Origin of the sequence: Actinomadura rudentiformis (assembly GCF_008923185.1) — a bacterium.
GTDB lineage: Bacteria > Actinomycetota > Actinomycetes > Streptosporangiales > Streptosporangiaceae > Spirillospora > Spirillospora rudentiformis.
Map to the genome: position 1 here is coordinate 234,425 of NZ_WBMT01000002.1, position 24,336 is coordinate 258,760.

A 24,336-nucleotide genomic window follows, 5' to 3' on the forward strand; every position below is an offset into this window, starting at 1 on the left:
GTTCACGATCCGGGACGCATCTTGTGCCCCATTCACCGGGCGGAACGCGCCGTCTGGCCCGTTCGCCCGGAATGCACCGCCCGCCGCGTTCACCATGCGGTGCGCATCGTCTGTCTTGGGCGCCACGCGGGTGTCTGCTGCGTTCTCGGCGCGCGGGGGCGCCGTTCGCCTGTTCACGGGGCCGGGGTGCGGGCCTCGTCGACGAGGAGCACCGGGATGTCGTCGCGGACGGGGTAGGCGTAGCCGCAGGAGCCGGTGCAAACGAGCTCGGTCGTCTGCTCGTCGGCCCGCAAGCCGCCGCCGCAGTTGGGGCAGGCCAGGATCTCCAGCAGCCAGGAGTCGAGCTTCACGGTCATTTCCCCCTCACGATCGCCAGGACTTCGTCGCGGACGGCCGCCATGGTCTGCTCGTCGGAGGCCTCGGTGTTGAGGCGGAGCAGCGGCTCGGTGTTGGAGGGGCGCAGGTTGAACCACCAGTCGTCGGTGCCGACGGTCAGTCCGTCGAGCTCGTCGATCGTCACGCCGGGCCGCTCGGCGAACGCCGCCCGGACCTGCTCGGTGGCGGCCTCCTGGTCGGCCACCTCGCTGTTGATCTCCCCGGAGGCCGCGTACCGGTCGTAGGAGGTCAGCAGCTCCGAGAGAGGTCCGTTCTGCTCGCCGAGCGCGGCCAGGACGTGCATCGCGGCCAGCATTCCGGAGTCGGCGAACCAGAAGTCGCGGAAGTAGAAGTGGGCCGAGTGCTCACCGCCGAACACCGCGCCGGTCTCGGCCATCGTCTGCTTGATGAACGAGTGGCCGACCCGCGTGCGCACGGGGGTGCCGCCGTGCTCGGTGACGACCTCCGGCACGGACTTGGACGTGATCAGGTTGTGCACGATCTTGGAGCCGGGATGCTTGGCCAGCTCGCGGGTGGCCACCAGGGCGGTGATCGCGGACGGGGAGACGATCTCGCCTCGCTCGTCCACCACGAAACAGCGGTCGGCGTCGCCGTCGAACGCCAGGCCGATGTCGGCGCCGGTCTCGCGGACCTTGGCCTGCAGGTCGCGGAGGTTCTCCGGCTCGATCGGGTTGGCCTCGTGGTTGGGGAACGTGCCGTCCAGCTCGAAGTAGAGCGGCACCAGATCGATCGGCAGGCCCTCGAACACCGACGGCACCGTGTGGCCGCCCATGCCGTTGCCCGCGTCCACGACGACCTTGAGCGAGCGCATGCCGGACAGGTCGACCAGCGTCTTGAGGTGGTCGGCGTAGCCCTTGAGCAGGTCCCGCTGCGTGACCGTGCCGGGCTCGCCGTCGTAGGCGGGCACGCCCTTCTCGACCAGCTCGCGGATCTCGGTGAGGCCGGTGTCGCGGCCGATCGGCTTGGCGCCCGTCCGGCACAGCTTGAGGCCGTTGTACTTGGCCGGGTTGTGACTGGCGGTGAACATCGCGCCGGGCAGGTCGAGGCTGCCGCTGGCGTAGTAGAGCAGGTCGGTGGAGCCGAGCCCCGCCTCGACGACGTCCGCCCCCTGGCCGGTCGCGCCGCGCGCGAAGGCCTCGGCCAGCGGGCCGGAGGACTCTCGCATGTCGTGGGCGGTGACGACCGCGGTGGCGCCGGTCACGCGCACGAACGCGGCGCCGATCGCCTCGGCGGTCTCGGCGTCGAGCTCCTCCGGCACGATGCCGCGGATGTCGTACGCCTTGAAGATCTTGGCGAGGTCGCCCACTCCTGCTCCCTATCCGAAAGGCTCTGCCGCGTTCGGCACTCCTCGTACGAGTTCCGAGCCTACCGGTGACCGCCCCCGCGCCCGGCCACGCCTGGGCGAACGCGCGTGGTCACGGCCGACAACGGTCAGTGGCCCCCGCAGAGCCTCGCTTGCGCTGGGCGGTCAGTCTTGGGGGGTGGGGGTTCCCGTGGAGTCGGAGCGCAGGACTCTCAGGTGGCCGCGGCGGCCCACTTCGGTGCCTTGGCCGACGGGCTCCTGGCGGCCGCCGGCGGCGGGCTTGGCGGCCTCTCGCACCGCGTCCGCGAGCGCTTCGAGGTCGTCGTCGCTGGGCTCGGTCTCGGCGCCGACGGGCAGCCGGACGAGCTCCCATCCCATGGGGGCGGTGAGCCGTTCGGAGTGCTCCGCGCACAGGTCATAGCAATGCGGCTCGGCGTACGTGGCGAGCGGCCCCAGTACCGCAGTGGAGTCGCGGTAGACGTACGTGAGCGTGAAGACTGCGGGCGCCTTGCAGGCGGTGCGGGAGCAGATGCGGACGGGGCTCACGATGGCCGACCGTACCCCCCTCCCGCCGCCTCCGCCACCACCCGCGTGCACGTGTCGCCGTTACCGGGCCGTTTCCGACGTAACAACTACATACCGTGCGGGGTCCGGAGCGCTGTGCCGCCGGGTCGGGTAAGGGTGCTCTCACTCCCGGGGCGGTGAGTCCGCAGTGCCGAGCCAGCAGGCGATCGCGGCGCCCCGGGCACGGACGCCCAGCTTGGCGAAGATGCGGTTGACGTGGTTCTTGACGGTGTACTCCGAGACGACCAGCATCGCGGCGATCTCGCCGTTGGAACGGCCGCGCGCGATGAGGTCCATCACCTCGGCCTCGCGCCGGGAGAGCCCGAGTTCCGCCCGCCGGTCGACGGCCGGGGTCTCCGCGTGGCGGTCCGCGGGCCCTTCGCGCAGCGCCGCCACGACGGCGCGGCTCGCCTGCGGCGACAGGGGGCTGCTGCGGTCCGCGACCGTGTCCGCGATGGCGGCGACGAGCTCCTCCGCGCCGAACGCGCCGTGCACGAGATAGCCCGCCGCGCCGTTGCGGATCGCGGCACCGATCACTTCGGCGTCCGAGTCGTACGACAGCATGAGCACCTTGGCAAGCCCGCTCAATGGCCCGGCCGCCGCCACGCCGTCCATCACCGGCATGCGCACGTCCAGCAGAACGAGATCGGGGCATGCGCGCCGGGCCAGTTCGATCGCCTGGGCGCCGTCGGACGCCTCCCCGACCACCTGGACGCCCCCCGACTCCAGCAAGGTCGTCAGGCCCGTACGCACCACGGGATTGTCGTCCACCACGAGCACCCGGATCGGGCGCGGATCCTTTGAGGTCATGAGGCTCGTCTTTCTGGCGGGGGCGTCTCCGCGACGGAGGACGGCACCGAGGGGACAGTGATCACAATGCTCGTCCCGGCCCCAGGGCGAGAGTCGACGGTGAGCCTGCCGCCCACCTGACGTGCGCGTTCCTCCATTCCGACCAGCCCGTAGTGGCCCTCACGCGCGAAGAGGCGCAGCCGTTCCCCCGCAGGCGCGGCGAATCCCCTGCCGTCGTCCCGTACGACCAGTTCGATCCCCGCCGCCCGGCAGGCCAGGTGGACGTCCACCTGGCTCGCGCCGGAGTGCCTGGCCACGTTGGTGAGGGCCTCCTTCATGATCGAGATGACCTCGTACCGGACCATCAGCGGCACGTCATGGTCGCCGGGCGGTCCGGGTGCGATGTCGAGCCGGATCGGGATCCCGTGGCTCGCGCTCCATTCGGCGGCGGTCCGCTGCACCCCCACGTCCAGCGGCAGCGTGCAGGCCTCGTCCCTCAGGTCGGCGATGAGCCCGCGGGCCTCGCGCGTGGCGACCTGGAGGGCGGCGACGATGTCGCGCGCGGTGTGCTCGGCCCTGTCGGGCGAACGGCGGATCCAGGTCGGCAGCGCGGTGGCCGACATCGTGATGCCGTGCAGGGTCTTGGCCAGCGAGTCGTGCATCTCGCGGGCCAGCCGGTTGCGCTCTTCGGCGGCGGCGGCAGCGGTCCTGGCGTTCCGCAGAGCCGCCTCGGCGTCCGCGTACTGGTCGAGCAGCCGCCGCAGGCACACGCCGGCACAGGCCGCGACCGGATAGAAGCCGGACAGGAGGATCGCCGTGTCCGGACGTCCCGTGACCGGCTCCCCCAGGGCCACGGCCGCGTAGCTGAGAACGATCTGGGTCACGCAGACCACCAGCACGGGGCGCCACGAGTAGAGGACCCCTGCGATGGCCGACGTCGACACCGTGAACACGAAGGCCGCCCCGAAGACCCCGCTCTGGACGAGCACGGCGGCGGCCAGAAGGGCGTCCAGGCAGCACAGAGCGGGCCACCGCACCAGCCAGGCCAGAACCGGCCGCCAGGCGAAGATCGCCGCGGTGGACAGCAGGGCGAGCCCCGCCGCAGTGAGCGCCAGGCCCGCGTCCAGCCGGGCGGCGGGCGTCAGAGCCACCGCCATGGCGAGCCCGAGCAACCGCAGCGAGAGGAGCAACCGGAACGCGACGCCCAGCCGCACCCAGGTGGTCGAGCCGTTCATGAGCCGCACATCGCGTTGCCGTCGGCTATGCGCATGCTGTCCGAGCGCTGGAAGAGGCCCATGATCCGGCGGAAGTTGTCGATCTTGAAGGCGCAACCGCCGGTGGCCTGGGCCGCCGTCCGCAGCTCGGGCGCGATCGTGCCGTCGAAGTCGAGCACGATCACGTTCACCGGGTGCTTGCGGTCGTAGGACTGCCTGACCTTCCGCAACGCCGCGGGACCGGCGGACCCACCGCCCTTGTCCGCTCCGGAGGTGAGCACCAGCACGACGTTGAGCTTGTCCGGGACATGGGTGCGCGTCACCTCCCGCTGGGCCGCCCGGATCGCCTCGTACAGGCGCGCCGTGCCGTCCTGCCGGGGCTGGAGCTTCCGCAGCGCCTCCTGGAGGCGCAACCGGTGGGCCACGCCGTCCGGATCGGTGTCGCCGAGCTCACGGACGGGCGCCAGCGGGACGTACGGGCGACCGCGGCCGGTCGACACCTTCCAGAGCCCGAACGCGCTGCTGTCCGCCATGGACGCGAAACCCGCACCCAGCGCGGTCATCATCTTGGACAGCGGCTGGGCGGCCGGGTCGGCGAGCCCCGCCGCCGGACCCGAACGGGCGATCTTCGGGGGATCGACCACGACCAGGATGTTGGTGACCCGTGCGAAGGCCTGCCAGACCCTCTGGATGCGCGCCGCCGCGCCCTTCTTGGCGACCGCCATCCCGCTGGACGCGGGCGCGGAGAGCTCCTTACCCGACAGCAGCAGGGAGCTACGGCCTCCGCCGTCACGCAAGGCGGGAACCGTGCCGACGGGCCCGCGCAGCCCCGTCCGCTGAAGATCACCAGCGGTCCGGGCGGAACGCAGGGCGGTCCGGAAGTCCTGGGCGATCCGCTTCTTGTCCGGGTTGGTCGTGACCACCGTGAAGGGGAAGTCCAGGTAGGGCGTACGGTCTGCGGGATAGATGGCTCGCATTCTGGAGCCCGTGCCGCGATTCTGCGACCACACCGCTTGCTCCGGCAGAACGGCCACATGCACGTGCCCGTCGTTCTTCTTCTCGGCCTGCATTCGTTCTCCGGCCCCCGCCGCAGGGAGGAGTTTGGTCGTACGGAGCATCCGGGCGAAACCCTCGAGCCCGCCGGACGACTCCTCCAGCGCGAGCAGGGTCGCGATTCCGGCACCGGTCCGGTCCGGGTCGAGCATTCGGAGGCGCAACGTTCCGCCTGTACCACCGCCAGGCCCGGCCCCACGGCCGGCCCCCGCCCCACCGCCGGGCCCGGCGCCACCGTCATGGCTGGCGCCGCCCTTCCGGGACCGGGCACCCGCCGTGAGCCCGCGCCAGCTCAGGTCCTCCAGCTCCAGCTCCGGCTCGGCCCCGCCGCCCTGCGCCGGCAGCGCGAAGACCAGCGGCGAGGAGGCGACCGAGGCGACGTCCGTGCTCGGGCCCGCCGTGCGCTTCGCCTTGCCGCGCGCGAGGTCGATCCACAACGACGAGTCGGGAATCCAGGCGTCAGGCGGGGTCTGGCCGGTCGCAAAGGACGCCGATGTGCGGTCGGAGTCTCCAGCCGTGACCCGCACCAGCGCGCATCGTGCCTTCGCCCGCTGGGCGGCGTTGTAACGCTCGGCCACGATGGTGGCGGCGGGAGCGATGGCCGGATCGACCGTGACGGCGAGCCATTGTGTGCGGCCGTCGCAGTCGGGCCCGCCGCGCGTCAGCGCCCAGCCGCCGGCACCGAGCAGTAGCCCGGCCGCCAGCGCGATGGCCGCCGCGACCGTCAGCCGGTCATGGTTGCGCCGGGCCTCGGGGGCAGGGTCGCCCCCCGGCGGGGACCATGGGGATGATCCATCCATGTCAGTCTCCCCGGACAGCGCCGTAGAAGCGTGGAACGAGTGTCATCCTCGCGCCGACCTACTGTGGCATAGCTCCATGAACAAGATCGTACGATTGCGCTCAATTTCTGACGAAAGCGCCCAACTCTCCTTGGACCAATTGTCAATGGACGGACTGTCAATGCCCCGGGTAGGAGGAACAAGGGGGCCGGGCGGGTAGTCTGGTCAATGTGCGATCCCGTGTGGCACGCGTGCGTCGTCGCGACCGGTACGGCCGCGGCCTCCGTGGCCCTCTGACACCCCCTCAGGCTCCGGTCTCCCGCACCCGCGCGGAGCGCTTCGACGACCTCGTCCGCGACGAGGTGCGCCGGCTGGAGCAGCGCTGGGGCCGCGAACTCGCGCAGGTCGAGTTCGCCGTCGAAGAGGTCCCCGACCTCGAACCCTGGTTCGACGGCCCCGTTCCGCTCGGCCAGACCGTGCCCGGCGACAACGGCCGGCCCGTCCGCATCGCCGTCTTCCGCCGCCCGGTCGAGGCCCGCGCCAACGGCGAACGAGACCTGGGCAGGCTCATCCGCGACCTCCTCGTCGAGGAGGTGGCCGACCTGCTCGGCCTCTCCCCCGAATCCGTAGACCCGAGCTACGACACCCCCGACGACTGACCCATGTGATCACTCTCACCCCGGACCGGGCCTACGGTCCGGGGTGATGGCGTACGCGCGCCCGCGACGCATGCCCGCGTGACCGCTGGAGGGCTTGGGTCACGTGGGTGCTCAGAGGTTTGCGCCCCCGCCTCTGGTGCGTGAGGTGTCGAGCGGTCATGATCATGGCAGCGTCATGATCATTGGGATCATGACCGTGTCATGAAGGGCCCTCGCGCATGCCCCCCACAGCGCGCAAGATGGCCGGCACGGCGATCGTCATGCTGGCCGCCGTCGGCACACTGAACCTCCCCGCTCCAGCCCAGGCGGCCTCTTCCGGAACCGTCTACTTCATCCATGGGATCGACTGGAACCACGCCGTCGCGGGTGACGCACAGATCAACTGTGAGAGCGCCTGGAAGGCGGCCAAGGCCGCGCTCACCGAGCGCGGCTGGACCGGCAGCCTGGTCACTTGGGGCTTCTACGCCAAGGACACCCGTTGCACTCGCAAGTTCAACGGGAACCTCAACACGCGCGTCCAGGAGCTGGGCCGCAGGCTCGCCTGGGACATCCACGACCACTACTCGAAGCAAGGCAAGCCCGTCGACGTGGTGGCCCACTCGATGGGCGGCGTGGTCGTCCGTGCGGCCATCGAAGGCGTCCGGCGGTACGGGCAGAACGCGGACTGGCCCGACAGTCTTCAGATCGAGGACGTCGTCACGTTCAGCGCACCTCACACGGGCACCAGCTGGGCCACGACATGCACGGCACTCCGTGGCTGGAAGCAGTGCAGCGACCTGCGGCCCGGCAGTGGGTTCCTCAAGTGGGCCAGGCAGAATCCCCAGGCGGACGGGGGAACGGACTGGACCCTCGTCGGCGCGAGCGACGACGACATGATCACCAGCGGCTCGGCGACCGGGATGCGGGCGAAGCACAAGTCGGTCTACGCGTCGGGGCAGGGCCTGGAGCACAGCACGATCAAGAACAAGGGCACCGACGACGGCTGGACGGCGCGGTACACCGACGACTACGGGGAGACCTGGCGGACCCGCACCGGCCCGGGACCTCTGCGGCTGATGTACAACGCACTTTCGTCGTCCGCCTACTGACAGGCCTCTCACTGGCAATAGATCCCAGGCACTAGCCGGAATGGCCCCAGAGCATCTTCAGGGGGCGCCGCGGCGGCGTGATGATTGGAGCGTTCGCCACGTTCGGCCTGAATCTCGGAGAGCATGGCGGATCGCGGAGACGGGAGTGGACCGACCCTTTCCACTCCCGGTGGGCCCCGCCCGAGGGGACGGGGCTCACATCCGCGCTCAGGGAATGAGCGCGGTCTGGGAGTCGCCCACGGTCGGCAGGATGACGGTGCTGAGGGCCGGGCCGATGGGCAGGATCGTGAAGAGCCCCTTGTCGCCCTTGCCTGTGGCCAGGGTGCGCGCGGCGTGCACGGGGCCCGAGCCCGGTCTCGGAACGATCAGCGTGCCATAGCCCCCTTCGCCCGGACCGGCGAGCTTGATCTCGACCGTCCGGCCCGCTCCGACCTTGATGTCCTGCGGCGGGCCCTGCCCCTGCGGGTCCACCGAGGTCACCCGGACGGTGGCGGCACCGGCGGGCGCGGTCAGCTGGAGGTACGCCGAGAAACGGTTGTCGGTTATCAGGCCGCCGTGCGGGCCCAGCTGCGGTGTGGCGGTGCCGAACGCGACGTCGGCGCCGCGCTGGGCGGACAGGCCCGTGACGATCGGCCGGTCGGACACCAGCCGGACCGCGGCGGGCTTGCCCGACAGGGCACGGTCGAGGTCGAACGGGGTCACCGTCTCGGCGGGGGCGTCCAGTACGTCCTGTCCCTGCGGGGCGAACGCGCCGCTGGCCGTGATCACCTGGATCCGGATCCGGGCGTCCTGCTCGCCGGGCACGCCGACCAGCAGCTGCCGCCGCCCGCTGCCGCCGGGCACGCCCGGCACCACGAGCGAGGTCGCGGGCGCCGGCGACAAGGGCACCCACTCGATGCCCTTCTTGTCGTCGATCCGCACCCGGACGGAGGCCGCCACCCGGCCGGTGCTGGCGCGCACGTGCAACGCCAGGTCGCGCGCGGTGGTCACGATGTCGCCGAGCCCCTCGGCCGACTTTCCGATGCGCACGATCTTGGTGCTGTACGGCTTGACCGGGATGCCGAGGCCGTCCACGGTGTCCAGCGGTCCCTCGCCGGACATCGCGGTGACGTCGACCGAGGCCGGCTGGGCGTCCACGTTGGTGAGGTAGAGGTCGATGCGCTCGGCGGCGACCGGCCCGGGGCCGAGGAACCACAGGTCTGTTCCCGGGCGGGCGCAGCGGGTCCCGGCCAGCCCGCGATCCGGTCCGCCGGGCCAGTGGATCGTCCGCTCGGCCTCAAGCCCGGCCGCGAGCGGCCCGCTGCCCCGGACGGTGTACGAGTCGTTCTCGTCACGGCGCAGGTCCTTGGCCCAGGACGTTCCCGCGTTGGGCACCGAGGCGAGCGGCTTGCCGTTCGTGGTCTGGACGACGTCCACCCGACCCTTGCCGGACGCGCTCATGCCGGACGCGCCCTGGGGAGGCGTCAGCAGGCTGAGGCGCCCGTCCTCGCCACCCCAGGGGCAGACGAGGGACGCCCACGTCACCGGCGCCTCAACGTGCTTCGCCGCGGCCCGCGTGCGGTCTTCGGGCCGGGACAGGGTCGCGGCGCCGTACAGCGCCAGCAGTGCCACCAGCACGAGGCCGGCGGTGGCGTAGCGGAAGCCCAGCAAGCGGAGGATCTTGTCCATCTACGAACGCTCCTCGGACGCGGCCCGCGGCGCTTCCAGGGTCTCGTCCGGCCGCGCGCCTTCGGACTTCGCGCCTTCGAACTCCGCGCTTTCGGACTCCGAGGACTCTCTCGGCGCCGGCACACCCTCGGGCTGGGCGCCTCGGCGGCGGAGGGACTCCGCCCGGCGGGCCAGCGAGCCCGCGGCGGCCCGTGCCCGGCGCCCGCGCGTCCGGCCGTGACGCCCTGGACCGCCCGAGGCTACCTGGCCTTCCAGCTGCACGCCCGGCAGCGCCAGGGCGGCGACCAGCAGGACCGCGATCCCCTGAACGCCGACCCACAGGTGCCGCGTCAGCATGCCGCGCGACAGCTCGAACTCGCCGCCGCCCGCCGGCAGCTCGTAGCCCTGTGCCCAGCCGTCCACGGTCTTGGCCCTCACCTCGGTGCCGTTGAAGGCGGCGCGCCAGCCGCCGTCGGCGGGTTCGGCGAGGAGCAGCGTGCGGGGGCCGGTCCCCGCCGGGACGGTCACGGTCGCCGAGACGGCCGGGGTCTGCCCGACGGTCAGCGGCGTCACGTCCTCGCCGTCCAGCAACATCAGGCGGCCCGCTGACGACGGGAGGCGCCAGGCACCGAAAGTACGCGTGCGGCTGAGCCGGGTGAGCTCGGGGTTCGCGTCCAGCACGGCGGTCAGGGCATCGCGTTCGGGCCGGGGGACGAGGACGTACTGGACGCCCATCCGGGTGAGCGCACGGCCGTCGCCGACCCGGCCGCCCGCGAGCCCGGCGACGAAACCGTCCATCCTGCGCCTGGCCGTCTCGTTCACCGGCGTCTCGGCCTCGCCGAGCATCGGCTCGCGGCCGCGCACGACGGTGTAGGCGACGCGGCCCGAGGCCTCACGGTGCATGACCAGCGTCCGCGGCCCGGTCGGCGCGTTCACGAACGCGGGGACGACGTCCGGGTCGACCTTGCCGAGCGGGCCGCCGGCGCCCTGAGCGATCCAGACACCGGCCGCGAGCACGGGCACGCTGAGGGCGGCGAGCACGACCACGGCCCCGCCCGCCTGGTACGTGAGGTGGCGGCCGGCGAGGACCTCCACGCCGCGCTGCACCGCCGCGGTGGCGGCCAGGAGCACGCCCGCGGCGGCGAAGACGAGCGCCACGCCCGGCCAGGCGGGTGCCTCGTCGGCGCCCTTGGACACCGTGGCCATGCTGACCAGGATCGCGGTGACGCCACCGAAGATGGCCAGCATCCAGCCGGCCAGCACGGCGGTCCGGCGGCCGCGCAGCGGAAGGGCGCAGATCGCGATGAGGAGCAGCCCGTACATCGTCCAGCGGGCTGGGGTGCCCGGGCCGCCGGGGTTGAGCGCGAGCAGGTCGCGGGCGGCGGCAGGCGTGACCGCGGTGTGCAGCCCCGCTTCGAGCAGGAACCGGGACGGATGCAGCAGCAGGCCCACCGTCCACGGCAACAGGAGCAGCGGGGGCGTCGCCAGCGCGATGACCAGATTGCGGCGACCACCGCCACGAGCCCGGCTCTCAAAGAGCAACCACGTCAGGGCACCCGCGACGACCGCGAAAGGCCAGGTCAGCGGAACGAACGCCATCGCCACCGTGAGCAGCAGCGCGACGCACCAGGCCGCACGCCGCGCGCGCTTGCGCCGCAGCACCGGATCGGCGGGCCTGGCCTTCCGCGGGAGGCCGTACATCCGCGCCACCTGGACGGCGATCAGCGGGAGCAGCACGATCACCACGGCGGTGCCGAGCCTGCCGCCCGCGACGGCGCCGGTGGCGGTGGGCAGCAGCGCGTACACCGCCGCGAACCAGGCCCGGACGTACGGCGCGGGGATGCGGCGGCGCGGGTGGTGGACACGGCGGCCCGACACCGGGTCGTCGCTGATGACGAGCCGGGCCGCGAGGTAGGCCGCGAGCCCGGCCATCGGAACGCTCCCGAGCAGCAGCACCGAGACGGCGATCCAGGGCTTGCCGAACGTGATCGTGGACAGCAGCGCCAGCACGGCCACGTACGGCGGGCTGCCCTCGTCCGATCCGAGACCCACCGGATGCCAGCCCGAGACGTACTGGGCCCACAGCTCGTCCGCGCCGCCCCAGGCCGGCACGAGCGCGCCGCCGCCCAGCCGCCCGGCGGCGGTGATCAGCGAACGCTCGGCGGCGACCGAGATGACGACGAGGCCGAGCACGAGCACGAGCCCCGGGTGCGCGAGCAACCGGCGGACCACGCTCGGCCTGTCGGGGATCACGGCGTCCTCGTCGTCGTGGCGGCGGCCGGCCGCGTTCTTGGCGGCGACGTGGTTCGCCAGCGCCTCGAAGGTCCGGCGCAGCGCCACCCAGCGAGGCTGGTAGCGCTTGATGGTGTGGTAGACGTGGCGGCGGCCGTCGGCTCGCGCGCGGCGTGCGCGCATCAACCTGCGCGGGCTCCGCAGCACATCACCGAGCGCGGCCAGCTCGTCCCTGGCCGCCTGTTGCTGCTTGACCACGAGCAGGAAGAGGACGCGGGCGAACGTCGACCAGATGTTGCGCACCAGCGCCCGCACCATCGGGAACGCGGGCAGGTTGGCCAGCAGGGTGTAGAGCGCGTTGCGCCGGTCGCGCCGCCGCGGCGACTCGGCCGACATGCCGATCTCGCGCACCCCGCGCCGGGACGCCTCGGCGTGGAAGACCACGGCGTCGCTGACCGCGACCACGCGGTGCCCGGCCGCGTGTGCCCGCCAGCAGAAGTCGAGGTCGTCACGGAAAAGCCCGAACTCGGCGTCGAAGCCGCCCAGCCGTTCCCACACGTCCCGGCGCACCAGCATCCCGGCGCTGCTGATGGAGAGCACGTCCTTGACGCCGTCGTGCTGGCCCTGGTCGAACTCGCTGTTGTCGAGGCCCGTCTCGCGGCGGCCGGCGCCGTCGACGGTGACGCCGAGTTCGAGCAGGACCCGGCGGTCGGTCCAGTCGCGGAGCTTGGGGCCGAGGACGGTCGCGTTGGGGTCGGCGTCGGCCACCCGCAGCAGCAGCGCGAGCGCGTCGTGCGCGGGCGCCGAGTCATCGTGGAGCAGCCAGATCCAGTCGGTGCGGGGTTCACCCGGTGCGTCGTCGGGGACGGGCACCGAGGCCGCGGGATGCTTCAGCGCCTCGGCCAGCGCCGCACCGTACGCGGTCGTCCGGGGCAGCGTGACCACGTTGCCGGGGCCCACCACCTCCGCCAGCACGGCGGGACCGCGGTCCCGGCTGCCGGTGTCGACCGCGACGAGACGCTGCACCGGCCGGGTCTGGGTCAGCAGGGCCTTGAGCGTCTCCGGCAGCCAGCGAGCACCCTCGTGCGCGACGAGGACGGCCGTGACGACGTGGCGATCGGCTGGGCGAGAGAGTGGAGGCGACAAGGGGCGCTCGCGGGGTCGACGGGCAGCAGCCGTGCCGGCCATGGGCCGGCACGGCTGACCACTGTACGCGTGCCCTGGGAGACCCGCCCTGGGATCCCCCTAGATCGGGGACGTCCCCCGAATCGGGGAGGTCCCTCGAAAGAGGGGGCCAGGACTCACCCTTGTCAGACGGCCTGGCGCTTCAGCTTCCGGCGTTCGCGCTCCGACAGTCCTCCCCAAATACCGAAACGTTCATCGTGCTGAAGCGCGTACTCCAAGCACTCTGCCCGCACCTCGCATGCCCGGCACACCTTCTTGGCCTCGCGAGTGGAGCCGCCCTTCTCCGGAAAAAATGCCTCCGGGTCCGTCTGCGCGCACAGCGCGCGCTCCTGCCAGCCCAACTCTTCACCGTCTGTGCCGTGCGCCAGCGGGATCACTACCTCGCTCACAGCGCACCTCCTAGCCCGTGGAGCCCCCTGGTCAATGCCTTCCCTCAGCTCCATCCCCCGAGAAGGCATAGAACTACACGCACGAAATTACACGCGTGTAAGCCCCGGTCCGTCAAGCGGAACAAGTTTCGGGGGTGACTTAGGCGGCTATTTGGGGATCGAAACGATCGAGATTGACCAGTGATCAGTTCCGGCCGTCAGATATTCACTGCGGCGGGCGGTTGTCCCGGTACCAGTCGCCACCCTCTTCAGGGCCCTGCTCTCCCTGCTGCCCCGATTGGCCCGGCTGGCCCGGCTGCCCATATCCGGGCTGACCGTATCCACCGGCCTGGCCGCTGTCGTCGGAGGAACCACCGTAGGCACGGGTCCACTCCCCGGCGCCTTCCTCCTCGGCGGCGGGCTGCTGGTAACCGGCCTGCCCGCCGTACTGCTGCTGGCCCGGCTGGTCGTAGCCCGCCTGCTGGCCGTACTGCTGCTGCCCGTACTGCTGCTGGTCGCCATAACCTTGCTGAGCCTGGTCGCCATAGCCCTGCTGGCCGTACGCCTGCTGGCCGTACTGCTGCTGGCCATAGCCCTGCTGCTGGTCGTAGCCTGCCTGCTGGCCGTATTGCTGCTGCTCGTAGCCCTGCTGCTGACCGTACTGCTGCTGGCCCTGCTGGTAGCCGTAGTCGGGGTACGGGCCGGGCACCTGGCCGGGCGCTGCCGCCTTCGGACGCGCCGGCTGCATGCCCTGGAAGACCGTGAAAACGAGCCAGCCGCCGATGCCGATCACGGCGAGCTTGGCGACACCGATCAGGAACGCGGCGAGCTTGGCCGAAGCACTGATCTTGACCTCGTTCACGCCGTCCCCGCCCGCGAGCATGCCCGCCAGCCAGGAGATCACGGTGAACAGCGCGATACCGCCGAGCACGCCGAGGGCGCCCATCACGATGGTGCGCGCCTGCGGGGTGGGCGGGTCCTGCCAAGTGACGAGAAACACGGCGAGCACCAGAAGGCCGACGACGGCGACGCTGGTGAAAGTGCCGCCGGAGATCTCCGAGAACGCGTTGTACTTGAAGCTGTTTCCGGACAAGAGGCCGATGATGCCGGCGAGCAGTTGCAGGCCGGCAGAGGCGACCAGTACCCAGGCGGCCGGTTCACGCAAACGCTGGACGGCTTCCTTATTCACGACCATCTCTCCAGACAGAGGGAATCGGTTTCCTACCCAAAGCTTTGCACATCGCGCAGCCCGGCGTCCGCCGGGCAATGATCGTCCAGGCACGTGTTTACCGGCGGTGTGTCTCATCGGCGTCTCCCCGGACCACGGAGCGGCCAAGTGCGGTCCAAGAGCCGGACCGGCGTCGGGGGCGGAGGCCCGGGCGCCCTAGGCTGGCCCGCATGAGGATCGTGGCGCTGGCGGGCGGCATCGGCGGGGCCCGCTTCCTGCGCGGACTGCAGGCGGCCGCCCCCGCGGCCGAGATCACAGTGATCGGTAACACCGGCGACGACATCACGCTGTTCGGCCTCCGGGTCTGTCCCGATCTGGACACCGTGATGTACACGCTCGGCGGCGGCATCAACGAGGCCCAGGGCTGGGGCCGGACCGACGAGAGCTTCACCGTCAAGGAGGAGTTGCTGGAGTACGGGGTCGGGCCAAGCTGGTTCGGCCTCGGCGACCGCGACTTCGCGACCCACATCGTGCGCACCCAGATGCTCGCGGCCGGCTATCCGCTGTCGGCCGTCACCGAGGCGCTGTGCGACCGCTGGCAGCCGGGCGTCCGGCTGATCCCGATGACCGACGACCAGGTCGAGACGCATGTCGTGATCGACGAGCTGGACACCGGGAGGTCGGACGGGGCGGGTTGGTCGGGTGCGAAACGGCGGCGCGCGATCCACTTCCAGGAGTGGTGGGTGCGGCTGCGCGCCTCGATCCCGGCCGAGTCGATCGCGCTCGTCGGCGCCGAGGACGCCAAGCCCGCGCCGGGCGTGCTGGAGGCGATCGAGGCCGCCGACGTCGTGCTCTTCCCGCCGTCCAACCCGGTCGTGAGCATCGGCACCATCCTGTCCGTGCCGGGCGTCCGCGCGGCCGTCGCGGCCAAGACCGTGGTCGGGGTCTCCCCGATCATCGGCGGCGCGCCGGTGCGCGGCATGGCCGACGCGTGCCTCACCGCGATCGGCGTGGAGACCTCCGCCCAGGCCGTCGCCGAGCTGTACGGACCGGAGCTGGTGAACGGCTGGCTGGTGGCCGAGGCGGACTCCGGCGTACGGGTCGACGGCATGGAGGTGCGGTCCCGTCCGCTGTTGATGAGCGACCCGGAAGCCACCGCGGCCATCGCCCGCGCCGCGCTCGACCTCGCCGAGGAGCTCGCGTGACGTTGCAGGTGTTCGGGCTCCAGGGCCTGCCGGAGGTCCAGGAGGGCGACGACATCGCCGCCCTCGTCCCGGCTGAGACGATCGAGGACGGCGACATCCTCGTCATCACGTCCAAGATCGTGAGCAAGGCCGAGGGCCGCGTGCTCGTCGCCGACGATCGCGAGAAGGCGATCGAGGCCGAGACCGTGCGGGTGGTGGCCCGCCGGGCCCACGCCCACGGCGAGACGCGGATCGTCGAGACGCGGCAGGGGCTCGTGCTCGCCGCCGCCGGCGTCGACGCCTCCAACACCGCGCCCGGCACCGTGCTGCTCCTGCCCGCCGACCCGGACGAGTCGGCCCGGCGGATCCGCGCCGCGCTGCGCGAGCGCACCGGGGTGAACGCCGCCGTCATCGTGTCCGACACGCTCGGCCGCCCCTGGCGGATCGGCCTGACCGACGCCGCGATCGGAGTGGCGGGGCTGGCGCCGCTGGACGACCTGCGCGGCCGGGACGACGCGTACGGCAACCGGCTGGAGGCCACCGTCACGGCGGTCGCCGACGAGCTCGCGTCGGCCGCCGAGCTGGTCAAGGGCAAGCTGGACGGCGTGCCGATCGCCGTGGTCCGCGGCATGGGCGGGCTGGTCACCGAGGAGGACGGCCCGGGGGCCCGAGCTCTGGTGCGGCCGTCGTCGGAGGACATGTTCCGGTACGGATCGGCCGATGTGCTGCACGCGCGACGGACGATCCGGGAGTTCACCGACGAGCCGGTGGACCCGGCGGCGGTCCGCCGGGCGGTCGCCGCCGCGATCACCGCCCCCGCCCCGCACCACACGACGCCCTGGCGATTCGTCCTGCTGGAGTCCGCCGGCGCCCGGATCGAGCTGCTGGACGCGATGCGCGACGCCTGGGAGGCGGACCTGCGCCGCGACGGCTTCTCCGAGGAGTCGATCACCAAGCGGCTGCGGCGCGGCGACGTGCTCCGGCGGGCCCCGTACCTGATCGTGCCGTGCCTGGTGATGGACGGCTCGCACGACTACCCGGACGCGCGCCGGGCGGGCGCCGAGCGCGAGATGTTCGTGGTCGCGATGGGCGCGGGCGTGGAGAACCTGCTGGTCGGCCTGGCGGTGGAGGGGCTCGGCTCCTGCTGGGTGTCGAGCACGATGTTCTGCCGCGACGTCGTTCGCGAGGCTCTGGACATCCCGGACGAGTGGGATCCCATGGGGGCGATCGGCGTCGGGCACGCCGCCGCGCCGCCGCGCGACCGCCCGCCGCGCAGCCCCGACACCTTCATCGAGGTGCGCTAGCCGCGTCGCAGCGCGGATTCAGCGACTGGACCAGGAGCGGAGTGCCTGGTCGATCTCCTTCTGGGTGGGCAGGCGCAGGACGCGCGGCGCGGTCTCGGTGAGGCCGTGCTCGCGCGCGTACGCCGCTCCCATCGCCCCCTCGGGCGTACGGAAGCCGAAGCGCTGCAGCGTGTCGCGGGCCGACCGAGAACCGAGCGCCGACAGGAAGGCCGCCGCGCCGTCGTGCCGGAGCGGGTCCCGGGCGGTGATCGCGAACGGATGGTCGAGCATCAGCGTCCCCTCCCGGGGCGGCAGCGCCACCACGGGATTGGGCCGGTGTGCGTCGTTGTGGGCGACCACGGCCTGCTCGGAGGTCACCGCCAGTGGGCGTACGAAGCGTTCCATGCCGGCGAGGTCGTGCAACGGGGTGACGTCCGCGCCGCGCCGCAGTTCGCCGACGGTCCGCCCGTTGACCGGCTTCTTCTGCACCTGCGCGAGGGCGATCATGGCGACGGTGCCGGTCATGCCCTTCGCGGGGTCGGTCGTGCGGCGCGCCAGCGTGATCCCCTCAGTCCTCCGTCCGAGCAGCAACCGCCAGGTGGGCACGACACCGGCGTTGCGGAACTCGGCGTCCACGGGACGGGTGGTCGCGAGCACCACGGCCGAAGTCGCGAAAGAGGGCGCGCCCGCAGGGACCGTCTGGTGCCCCGCGCGGCGCGCGACGCCCAGCCACAGCGACGACTCGGGGATCCACGCGTCGCTGCGCTGAGCGTTCGTGTTCGCGGGCGTACGGACGTACTCGGCAGGAGCGATCGCCGCGATCTGAGCCCGGACACAGCGGCCGCCCACCCGGCGCGACTCCACGTTGAAGCGCTCCGCCACGTTCCGCAGGGCCGGGACGATCTCGGGCTGCGCGGCGATCGTCACCTCCAGCGGCGCACCGCTGCACGTCTCGGAGAACGCACCGAGCGCCCAGGCGCCTCCACCGCCGACGCCGACGGCGACGAGGGCTCCGACAGCCAGAAGGACGGGCAGCCGGCGACGGCGCGGGGGCACCGCCGAGGGCCCTCCGGCAGACCGGTCATTGGCCGTTCTCTCCACAGAAGCACTCATCCGTCGCATAAGTCATGACAAGATCGTTACGGCTCCCCTCCGGGGAGTCACCGGAAGAGATCCACCCAAAGATTACGAGTAATGCCGGCGGCGACGACCGACCGGCTTGTCATAAGGGCGGCGGTGGAGCGATCCACCACCGCTCACCCCCGCTGGGCGCGGCGGCCATGTCGGCGTGCCCGAAAGGAGTTCGCTCTCCGATATGAAGCAGCGAGCACGACTCATCATCGCTTCGGCGATCGCCATAGCGTGCGGGACGGCGGCGCTCCTCGCCGCCGTCCTCGGCACCGGAAACAACTCCGCGACCGCTGGGAAGGTCAGCGCGGACGCGGCGCGCGAGTTCCCGACCACCGCTGCCCTCGGCGGCCGGATGGCCAAGGACCTCAAGGCCAAGCCGTACAAGCAGTACCCCAAGGGCACCAGGATCAAGATCAAGTGCCAGGCCTGGGGCACGCTGGCCTACGAGTCGTATGTCTGGGACAAGACCACGGACAACCTGTGGATCCCCGACCACTACGTCAAGACGGGCTACAGCAAGTTCACGCCCGGCATACCGAAGTGCGACAACGACAAGCCGACGGCCGGACCCGGCTACGGCAAGCCCGTCTTCGAAGACCCCCGCTGCACCCAGCCGGGGGCGCACCACGGCCGGCAGAGCCAGGCCGCCGCGCGCAAGGTGAAGGGCTCCACCAAGGGCACCTCCAAGCAGAAGATCGAACGGGTCATCTCGGCGGCCCTCTCCCAGACCGGCAAGAAGATCCCGTACTCCTGGGGCGGCGGCGGCCTGGGCGGCCCGAGCTGCGGCAACCCCAAGAACCACTACCGCGAGAGCGCGGACGACTACCACCGCTACGGGTACGACTGCTCGGGCTTCACGGCGTACGCGTTCTGGAAGGGCGCCGGCAAGGACATCGGCCCGGCCACCGGATTCCAGTTCACCAAGGGCAAGAAGGTCTCCTACAAGAACCTCCGCCGCGGCGACATGATCTTCTGGGGCGGCGGCGAGAACGGCTGGAAGACCACCCACGTCGCGATCTACCTCGGCAAGGGCAAGATCGTCGAGGCCAAGTGGCCGCGCACCACGACCAGCGTGCACGTCCGCAAGTTCACCAGGTCGGCGGAGAAGAACCTCGCCGCGCACGCGATCCGGGTCTTCGCCTGACCCCCGAGAGAGCTGATCAGAAAGGCCTCCGAGCGCAGCTTGCCCGTTGAAAGGGCGGCTGGGCAGGGGCTGAGGAAGGCGCCCTGGCCGGGCGATCCCCGGCTGGGGCGCCTCTCCTCTGGTGGTGGCACACTTGCGGTGCGATGTTGGAACGAGAGTGGCGGCCGCCGTGGCAGGTCGACGTGCGGCGGACGTTGAAACCGCACCGGCGCGGATCCGGCGACCCGGCGTTCCGGATCGACCGCGACGGCACGATCTGGCGCGCCTCGTTCACCCCCGACGGGCCCGGAACGCTCAGCCTGCGCGAGTCCGGATCGGTCATCAAGGCGGCGGCGTGGGGTCCGGGAGCCGCGTGGCTGCTGGACGGGCTGCCCGACCTCCTCGGAGCCCAGGACACCCCCGAGGACTTCGCCCCGGACCTGCCGCTCCTCCGTGACCTGATCGTTCGGAGTCCCGGCCTGCGGATCAGCCGGACCAACCGGGTCTTCGAGGCGCTCGTGCCCGGTGTCCTGGAACAGAAGGTGCTCGGCATGGAGGCCTGGCGCGCGTGGCGCTATCTCCTGCGACGCTTCGGGCAGCCCGCGCCCGGGGCCCCGGACATGCGAGTGCCCCCGCCACCTGAGGTGTGGGCGCGCATCCCGTCATGGGAGTGGCACCGCTCAGGTGCGGAGGCGGTACGGGCTCGTACGATCATCGGCGCCGCCCGGGTGGCGGCCCGTCTGGAGGCCGATCCCACCGAGAGCAAGCTGCGTTCGCTGCCGGGCATCGGGGTCTGGACGGCCGCGGAGATCCGGCAGCGGGCGCTCGGCGATCCCGACGCCGTCTCGGTCGGCGACTACCACCTGCCCGGAATCGTGGGCTGGGCGTTCACCGGCCGTAAGGTCGACGACGACGGGATGCTCGAGCTACTGGAGCCGTACGCGGGACATAGGCACCGGGTCACCCGGCTGCTGGAATCGTCCGGCGCCGGGCCTCCGCGACGCGGGCCGCGTCTGGCTGTGCGTGACTATCGCCGCTTCTAGACTGCCTGCGGCGCATCCAGAAGTTGTCGCGGGCCCAGTCGAGGCCGTCACGCGAGTCGGCACCGAAGAGCGGGCCCAGGACGGCGAGTGCGGCGAAGAGAACGAGGAACGTGAGCATGGGATTGTCCTTTGGTGGTGAAGGGTGAGCCCTGGCCGGGGCTCGGGGGACGTTCCCGCGCGGTGCACCTCTAGTTTGACCCAGGTCGAACATTCAGGTCCAGCGACCTTTTCTGCATGGAATGTGTAAGAATCGCTTCACTATGTTGGACCTCGGCCGGCTGCGGATCCTGCGTGAGCTCAAGCAGCTCGGGACTGTGGGAGCCGTCGCCGACACCCTCGGCTACAGCCCCTCGGCGGTCTCCCAGCAGCTGGCCCAGCTCCAAAAAGAGGTGAGCGTCCCCCTCGTCGAGAAGGTCGGCCGGCGCCTGCGCCTCACGGCCGCGGGCGAAGTCCTCGCCGAGCACGCCGAATCCCTCCTGGCCCAGGCCCAGCGCGCCGAGGAGGCAACGGTCGCCGCAGCCGGCCGCGTAGCCGGCAGGGTCAAAGTCGTGGGCTTCCAGACGGCTCTTCTCCATGTCCTGGCGCCCGCCCTGCCCGCCCTCGAAACGGACTACCCGGACCTGTACGTGGACATCCTCGACGAGGAGTTCAGCCGCGTGCTCCAAGCCCTCGTCCTGCAGGACATCGACATCGTCATGACGGACGAGTACTCGCATCTTCCCCGGCCCAACCGTCCCGAGCTGACCGCCGAAGTCCTCATCACCGAGCACATGCGGCTCGCCATGCCCGAGAAACATCCCTTGGCCGCGACCGGCGAGCCCGTCCGCCTCGCCGACCTCGCGGACGCCACCTGGGCGACCGGCCACATCGGCACCAACCACTCCGACCTCCTGGAACGCACCTGCGTGGACGTCGCCGGCTTCCGCCCCGACATCCGTCACCGTTCCAACGACGTCCTGGTCATCTTCGCGATGATCGCCCATGGCGCCATCGCACTCGCCCCCGACCTGGCCCTCGCCGAACGCGAACCCGGCATCGTCGTCCGCGAGATCGCCGAAACCGACGTCCTCCGCCGCATGGTCATGTGGACCCGGACCGGCACCGAGTCCCCGCGCAACGGCCGTCCCGCCGTCCGCGCCGTCATGCAGGCCCTCCGCCACTCCGCCGACGCCCTGGCCGAAGCCCGCCCGAGCCTCATCCGAGGTCCCGCCTGACCAGCCCCCCTGCACTGCTCTTCGAGCATCAACCCAGGGCCCTCATCCGGCATTGGGGGAATAAGGACGGGGTTGGGGTGAGCTGTAGGGGAACGTCAGTGGACGGGCGGGGGCGGCTGACAAAAAATATGACGTTTGGCATAGAGTGCGAGCATGGACGCTGGTGTGACGGACTCCGCGCTTCGCCGGGCGTTGGCTCGCGCGCGGGACGGCAAGACGCTCGATGTTTCCGAGGCCACCACTCTGCTGCACGCGCGCGGCGCGCAGCTCGACGATCTGCTGACGTACGCGTCGCGCGTGCGGGACTCCGGGCTGGAGGCCGTGGGCCGGTCCGGGATCATCACCTATAGCCGCGGGGTGTTCATCCCGCTGACGCGGCTGTGCCGGGACAGGTGCGGCTACTGCACGTTCGCGACCGTTCCGCACAAGGTGGAATCGCCTTATCTGAGCCCCGACGAGGTGCTGGAGATCGCGCGGCAGGGGGCGGCGCTGGGGTGCAAGGAAGCGCTGTTCACGCTGGGCGACAAGCCGGAGGACCGGTGGAAACCGGCGCGGGAGTGGCTTGACGCCCATGGGTACGACGACACGATCTCGTACGTGCGCGCTATGGCGATCCGGGTGCTGGAGGAGACGGGGTTGCTGCCCCATCTGAATCCCGGGGTGATGAGCTGGCGCGACTTCCAGCGGCTCAAGCCTGTGTCGGCGTCCATGGGGATGATGCTGGAGACCACTGCCACGCGGTTGTTCAGCGAGCGGGGCGGGCCGCACTTCGGGTCGCCGGACAAGGATCCCGCGGTCAGGTTGCGGGTGCTGGAAGACGCCGGACGGACCAATACGCCGTTCACGACGGGGATTCTGATCGGGATCGGTGAGACGCTCCAGGAGCGGGCCGAGTCCATCTTCGCCATCCGGAAGACGATGCGGGAGTACGGGGCGATCCAGGAGGTCATCGTCCAGAACTTCCGCGCCAAGCCCGACACCAAGATGCGGGCCACGCCGGACGCCGGGCCGGAAGAACTCGCGGCGACCATCGCCGTGACGCGGCTGGTGCTCGGGACCAAGGCCCGCATCCAGGCGCCGCCCAATCTCGTGGGCGGCGAGTTCGCGTTGATGCTCCGCGCGGGGATCGACGACTGGGGCGGTGTCTCGCCGGTCACCATCGACCATGTGAATCCGGAACGGCCGTGGCCGCAGATCGACGAGCTGACGGCCAAGACGGCGGAGCTGGGCTTCACGCTCAGGGAACGGCTGCCGGTATATCCGGAGTACGTCAAGCGCGGCGAGCCGTGGCTCGACCCGCGCATGATGGGGCACGTCGCCGCGCTGGCCGAACGCTCGACAGGTCTCGCGGACGACGAGAAGATGCCGGAAGGACGGCCCTGGCAGGAGCCGGACGGGGGCTTCGAGGCGTTCGGGCGCACGGACCTCCATGTCGAGATCGACACGACCGGGCGGACCAGCGACCGGCGGGACGACTTCGACGAGGTCTACGGCGACTGGGACGCGCTGAAGGACCGGATGTCGGCGCCGCAGCGCTTCGACGCCGACATCAAGGCGGCACTGGCGAAGGCGGAGGCCGACCCGGCCGGGCTCTCCGACGACGAGGCGCTGGCACTCCTCCACGCGGACGGGCCCGAGCTGGAGACGCTGACCAAGCTGGCCGATGACCTGCGGCGCGACGCGGTCGGCGACGAGGTCACCTATGTGGTGACGCGCAACATCAACTTCACGAACGTCTGCTACACGGGCTGCCGGTTCTGCGCGTTCGCCCAGCGCCGGACGGACGCGGACGCCTACACGCTCTCGCTGGAGCAGGTCGGCGACCGGGTCGACCAGGCCTGGGCGGCGGGCGCCACCGAGATCTGCATGCAGGGCGGCATCCACCCCGACCTGCCGGGCACGGCCTACTTCGACCTCGCTCGCGAGGTCAAGAAGCGGGCCCCGGAGATCCACCTCCATTCGTACAGCCCGATGGAGGTCGTCAACGGCGCCAGCCGGACCGACATGTCGATCCGGGAGTGGCTGCAGGAGGCCAAGGCCGCCGGCGTCGGCTCGCTCCCCGGAACGGCCGCCGAGATCCTCGACGACGAGGTCCGGTGGGTGCTGACGAAGGGCAAGCTGCCGACCGAGCAGTGGATCGAGGTCGTCACCACCGCGCACGAGGTGGGCCTGCCGACCACGTCCACGATGATGTACGGGCACGTCGACAACCCGTCGCACTGGGTCGCGCACATCAAGCTGCTGCGTTCACTGCAGGAGCGGACGGGCGGGTTCACCGAGTTCGTGCTGCTGCCGTTCGTGCACCACAACTCGCCGATCTACCTGGCCGGTCTGGCCCGCCCCGGTCCCACCGTCCGCGAGAACATCGCGGTGCACGCGCTGGCGCGGATCCTTCTCCACGGCGCCATCCACAACATCCAGACCTCGTGGGTGAAGCTGGGCGACGAGGTCGCGACCCGCGTCCTGCAGGGCGGCGTGAACGACCTGGGCGGAACGCTGATGGAGGAGACCATCAGCCGCATGGCGGGGTCGGAGAACGGCTCGTTCAAGACCATCAGCTCGCTGGAGGCCATCGCCGCCGCGGCCGGGAGGCCGGCGGTGCAGCGGACGACCGAATACGGCCGTCCCTCGCCCGAACGCATCGAGGCCGCCCGCAAGACCGACGGCGTCGGCCACTTCGGCAAGGGCCTCCCCCTCCTGACCACCTGACCGCAGAGGGGCTCCCCACCAGGGAGCCCCTCTCATCCGATCCAGACGATGTCGGTAATGCGAAGTGTCTCGGACTCGTCATCGACGAGGATGGCCAGCATGCCTTCACCGCGCTTGCCGAAGAACGCGTGACTGCTCGCGATACAGCTCCGGGAGAGCATCGAAGATCGCAGCAGGGTCCTCGCCAGGATCGTATGGGCCTGC

At 71.3% G+C, this 24,336-nt stretch carries 19 protein-coding genes; 8 read left to right on the forward strand and 11 right to left on the reverse strand.

Annotated features, from left to right (window positions below; all coding sequences use genetic code 11):
* Window positions 1-173 precede the first annotated feature (173 nt).
* The 6 genes from F8566_RS04615 to F8566_RS04640 all read right to left on the reverse strand — a co-directional run bounded on the left by F8566_RS04615 (window position 174) and on the right by F8566_RS04640 (window position 6,119).
* Complete coding sequence (locus tag F8566_RS04615; protein ID WP_225992880.1) at window positions 174-356, reverse strand: Trm112 family protein; 183 nt, start codon at window positions 354-356, stop codon at window positions 174-176.
* Window positions 353-1,702: a phosphomannomutase/phosphoglucomutase gene (locus F8566_RS04620; protein ID WP_151558342.1), complete on the reverse strand. Its 1,350-nt coding sequence runs from the start codon at window positions 1,700-1,702 to the stop codon at window positions 353-355. Before F8566_RS04620 ends, F8566_RS04615 begins: the two co-directional genes overlap by 4 nt.
* Window positions 1,703-1,864: 162 nt before the next feature.
* Entirely contained in the window at window positions 1,865-2,245 is a 381-nt protein-coding gene (locus F8566_RS04625) for a DUF3499 domain-containing protein (RefSeq protein WP_192809514.1), read from the reverse strand.
* A 141-nt stretch (window positions 2,246-2,386) separates the two neighbouring features.
* The gene (locus tag F8566_RS04630) at window positions 2,387-3,073 is read right to left on the reverse strand and encodes a response regulator (RefSeq protein ID WP_151558344.1); all 687 of its coding nucleotides are present in this window, start codon (window positions 3,071-3,073) and stop codon (window positions 2,387-2,389) included.
* On the reverse strand, window positions 3,070-4,287 hold the full coding sequence (locus F8566_RS04635; RefSeq protein ID WP_151558347.1) for a sensor histidine kinase: 1,218 nt from the start codon (window positions 4,285-4,287) through the stop codon (window positions 3,070-3,072). Before F8566_RS04635 ends, F8566_RS04630 begins: the two co-directional genes overlap by 4 nt.
* Window positions 4,284-6,119, reverse strand: a complete 1,836-nt coding sequence (locus F8566_RS04640) for a VWA domain-containing protein (RefSeq protein ID WP_151558349.1) — start codon at window positions 6,117-6,119, stop codon at window positions 4,284-4,286. Before F8566_RS04640 ends, F8566_RS04635 begins: the two co-directional genes overlap by 4 nt.
* Window positions 6,120-6,328: 209 nt before the next feature.
* Here F8566_RS04640 and F8566_RS04645 point away from each other — a divergent pair, with 209 nt between their 5' ends.
* Complete coding sequence (locus F8566_RS04645; protein WP_404800261.1) at window positions 6,329-6,757, forward strand: metallopeptidase family protein; 429 nt, start codon at window positions 6,329-6,331, stop codon at window positions 6,755-6,757.
* 218 nt (window positions 6,758-6,975) lie between these two features.
* Window positions 6,976-7,845, forward strand: a complete 870-nt coding sequence (locus F8566_RS04650; protein WP_151558351.1) for an esterase/lipase family protein — start codon at window positions 6,976-6,978, stop codon at window positions 7,843-7,845.
* 207 nt (window positions 7,846-8,052) lie between these two features.
* Here the strand turns inward: F8566_RS04650 and F8566_RS04655 are convergent, their stop codons facing one another.
* From F8566_RS04655 to F8566_RS49655, 4 genes are all read right to left on the reverse strand, one after another.
* Complete coding sequence (locus F8566_RS04655; protein WP_151558353.1) at window positions 8,053-9,513, reverse strand: DUF5719 family protein; 1,461 nt, start codon at window positions 9,511-9,513, stop codon at window positions 8,053-8,055.
* A complete protein-coding gene (locus tag F8566_RS04660) occupies window positions 9,514-12,870 on the reverse strand; it encodes a glycosyltransferase family 2 protein (protein ID WP_225992881.1) in 3,357 nt (1,118 codons plus the stop codon).
* Window positions 12,871-13,034: 164 nt separating this feature from the next.
* The gene (locus tag F8566_RS04665) at window positions 13,035-13,298 is read right to left on the reverse strand and encodes a WhiB family transcriptional regulator (protein ID WP_067487041.1); all 264 of its coding nucleotides are present in this window, start codon (window positions 13,296-13,298) and stop codon (window positions 13,035-13,037) included.
* A 205-nt stretch (window positions 13,299-13,503) separates the two neighbouring features.
* Window positions 13,504-14,466 (reverse strand): hypothetical protein, encoded by a 963-nt coding sequence (locus F8566_RS49655; protein WP_192809515.1) that lies wholly within the window; start codon window positions 14,464-14,466, stop codon window positions 13,504-13,506.
* A 209-nt stretch (window positions 14,467-14,675) separates the two neighbouring features.
* On the opposite strand from F8566_RS49655, the gene cofD reads away from it, so the two are divergent.
* The gene (gene cofD, locus F8566_RS04675) at window positions 14,676-15,650 is read left to right on the forward strand and encodes a 2-phospho-L-lactate transferase (RefSeq protein WP_151558357.1); all 975 of its coding nucleotides are present in this window, start codon (window positions 14,676-14,678) and stop codon (window positions 15,648-15,650) included.
* A complete protein-coding gene (locus tag F8566_RS04680; protein ID WP_151558359.1) occupies window positions 15,647-16,933 on the forward strand; it encodes a coenzyme F420-0:L-glutamate ligase in 1,287 nt (428 codons plus the stop codon). Before cofD ends, F8566_RS04680 begins: the two co-directional genes overlap by 4 nt.
* 18 nt (window positions 16,934-16,951) lie before the next feature.
* Here F8566_RS04680 and F8566_RS04685 read toward each other — a convergent pair whose 3' ends face one another.
* Complete coding sequence (locus F8566_RS04685; protein WP_192809516.1) at window positions 16,952-17,968, reverse strand: substrate-binding domain-containing protein; 1,017 nt, start codon at window positions 17,966-17,968, stop codon at window positions 16,952-16,954.
* Between the two features lie 259 nt (window positions 17,969-18,227).
* Here F8566_RS04685 and F8566_RS04690 point away from each other — a divergent pair, with 259 nt between their 5' ends.
* The 4 genes from F8566_RS04690 to F8566_RS04705 all read left to right on the forward strand — a co-directional run bounded on the left by F8566_RS04690 (window position 18,228) and on the right by F8566_RS04705 (window position 24,132).
* The gene (locus tag F8566_RS04690) at window positions 18,228-19,187 is read left to right on the forward strand and encodes a C40 family peptidase (protein ID WP_151558364.1); all 960 of its coding nucleotides are present in this window, start codon (window positions 18,228-18,230) and stop codon (window positions 19,185-19,187) included.
* A gap of 143 nt (window positions 19,188-19,330) precedes the next feature.
* Complete coding sequence (locus tag F8566_RS04695; RefSeq protein ID WP_151558366.1) at window positions 19,331-20,209, forward strand: DNA-3-methyladenine glycosylase family protein; 879 nt, start codon at window positions 19,331-19,333, stop codon at window positions 20,207-20,209.
* A gap of 260 nt (window positions 20,210-20,469) precedes the next feature.
* Window positions 20,470-21,423 (forward strand): LysR family transcriptional regulator, encoded by a 954-nt coding sequence (locus F8566_RS04700; RefSeq protein WP_151558368.1) that lies wholly within the window; start codon window positions 20,470-20,472, stop codon window positions 21,421-21,423.
* A 153-nt stretch (window positions 21,424-21,576) separates the two neighbouring features.
* Complete coding sequence (locus F8566_RS04705) at window positions 21,577-24,132, forward strand: bifunctional FO biosynthesis protein CofGH (RefSeq protein WP_151558370.1); 2,556 nt, start codon at window positions 21,577-21,579, stop codon at window positions 24,130-24,132.
* Window positions 24,133-24,336: the final 204 nt, after the last annotated feature.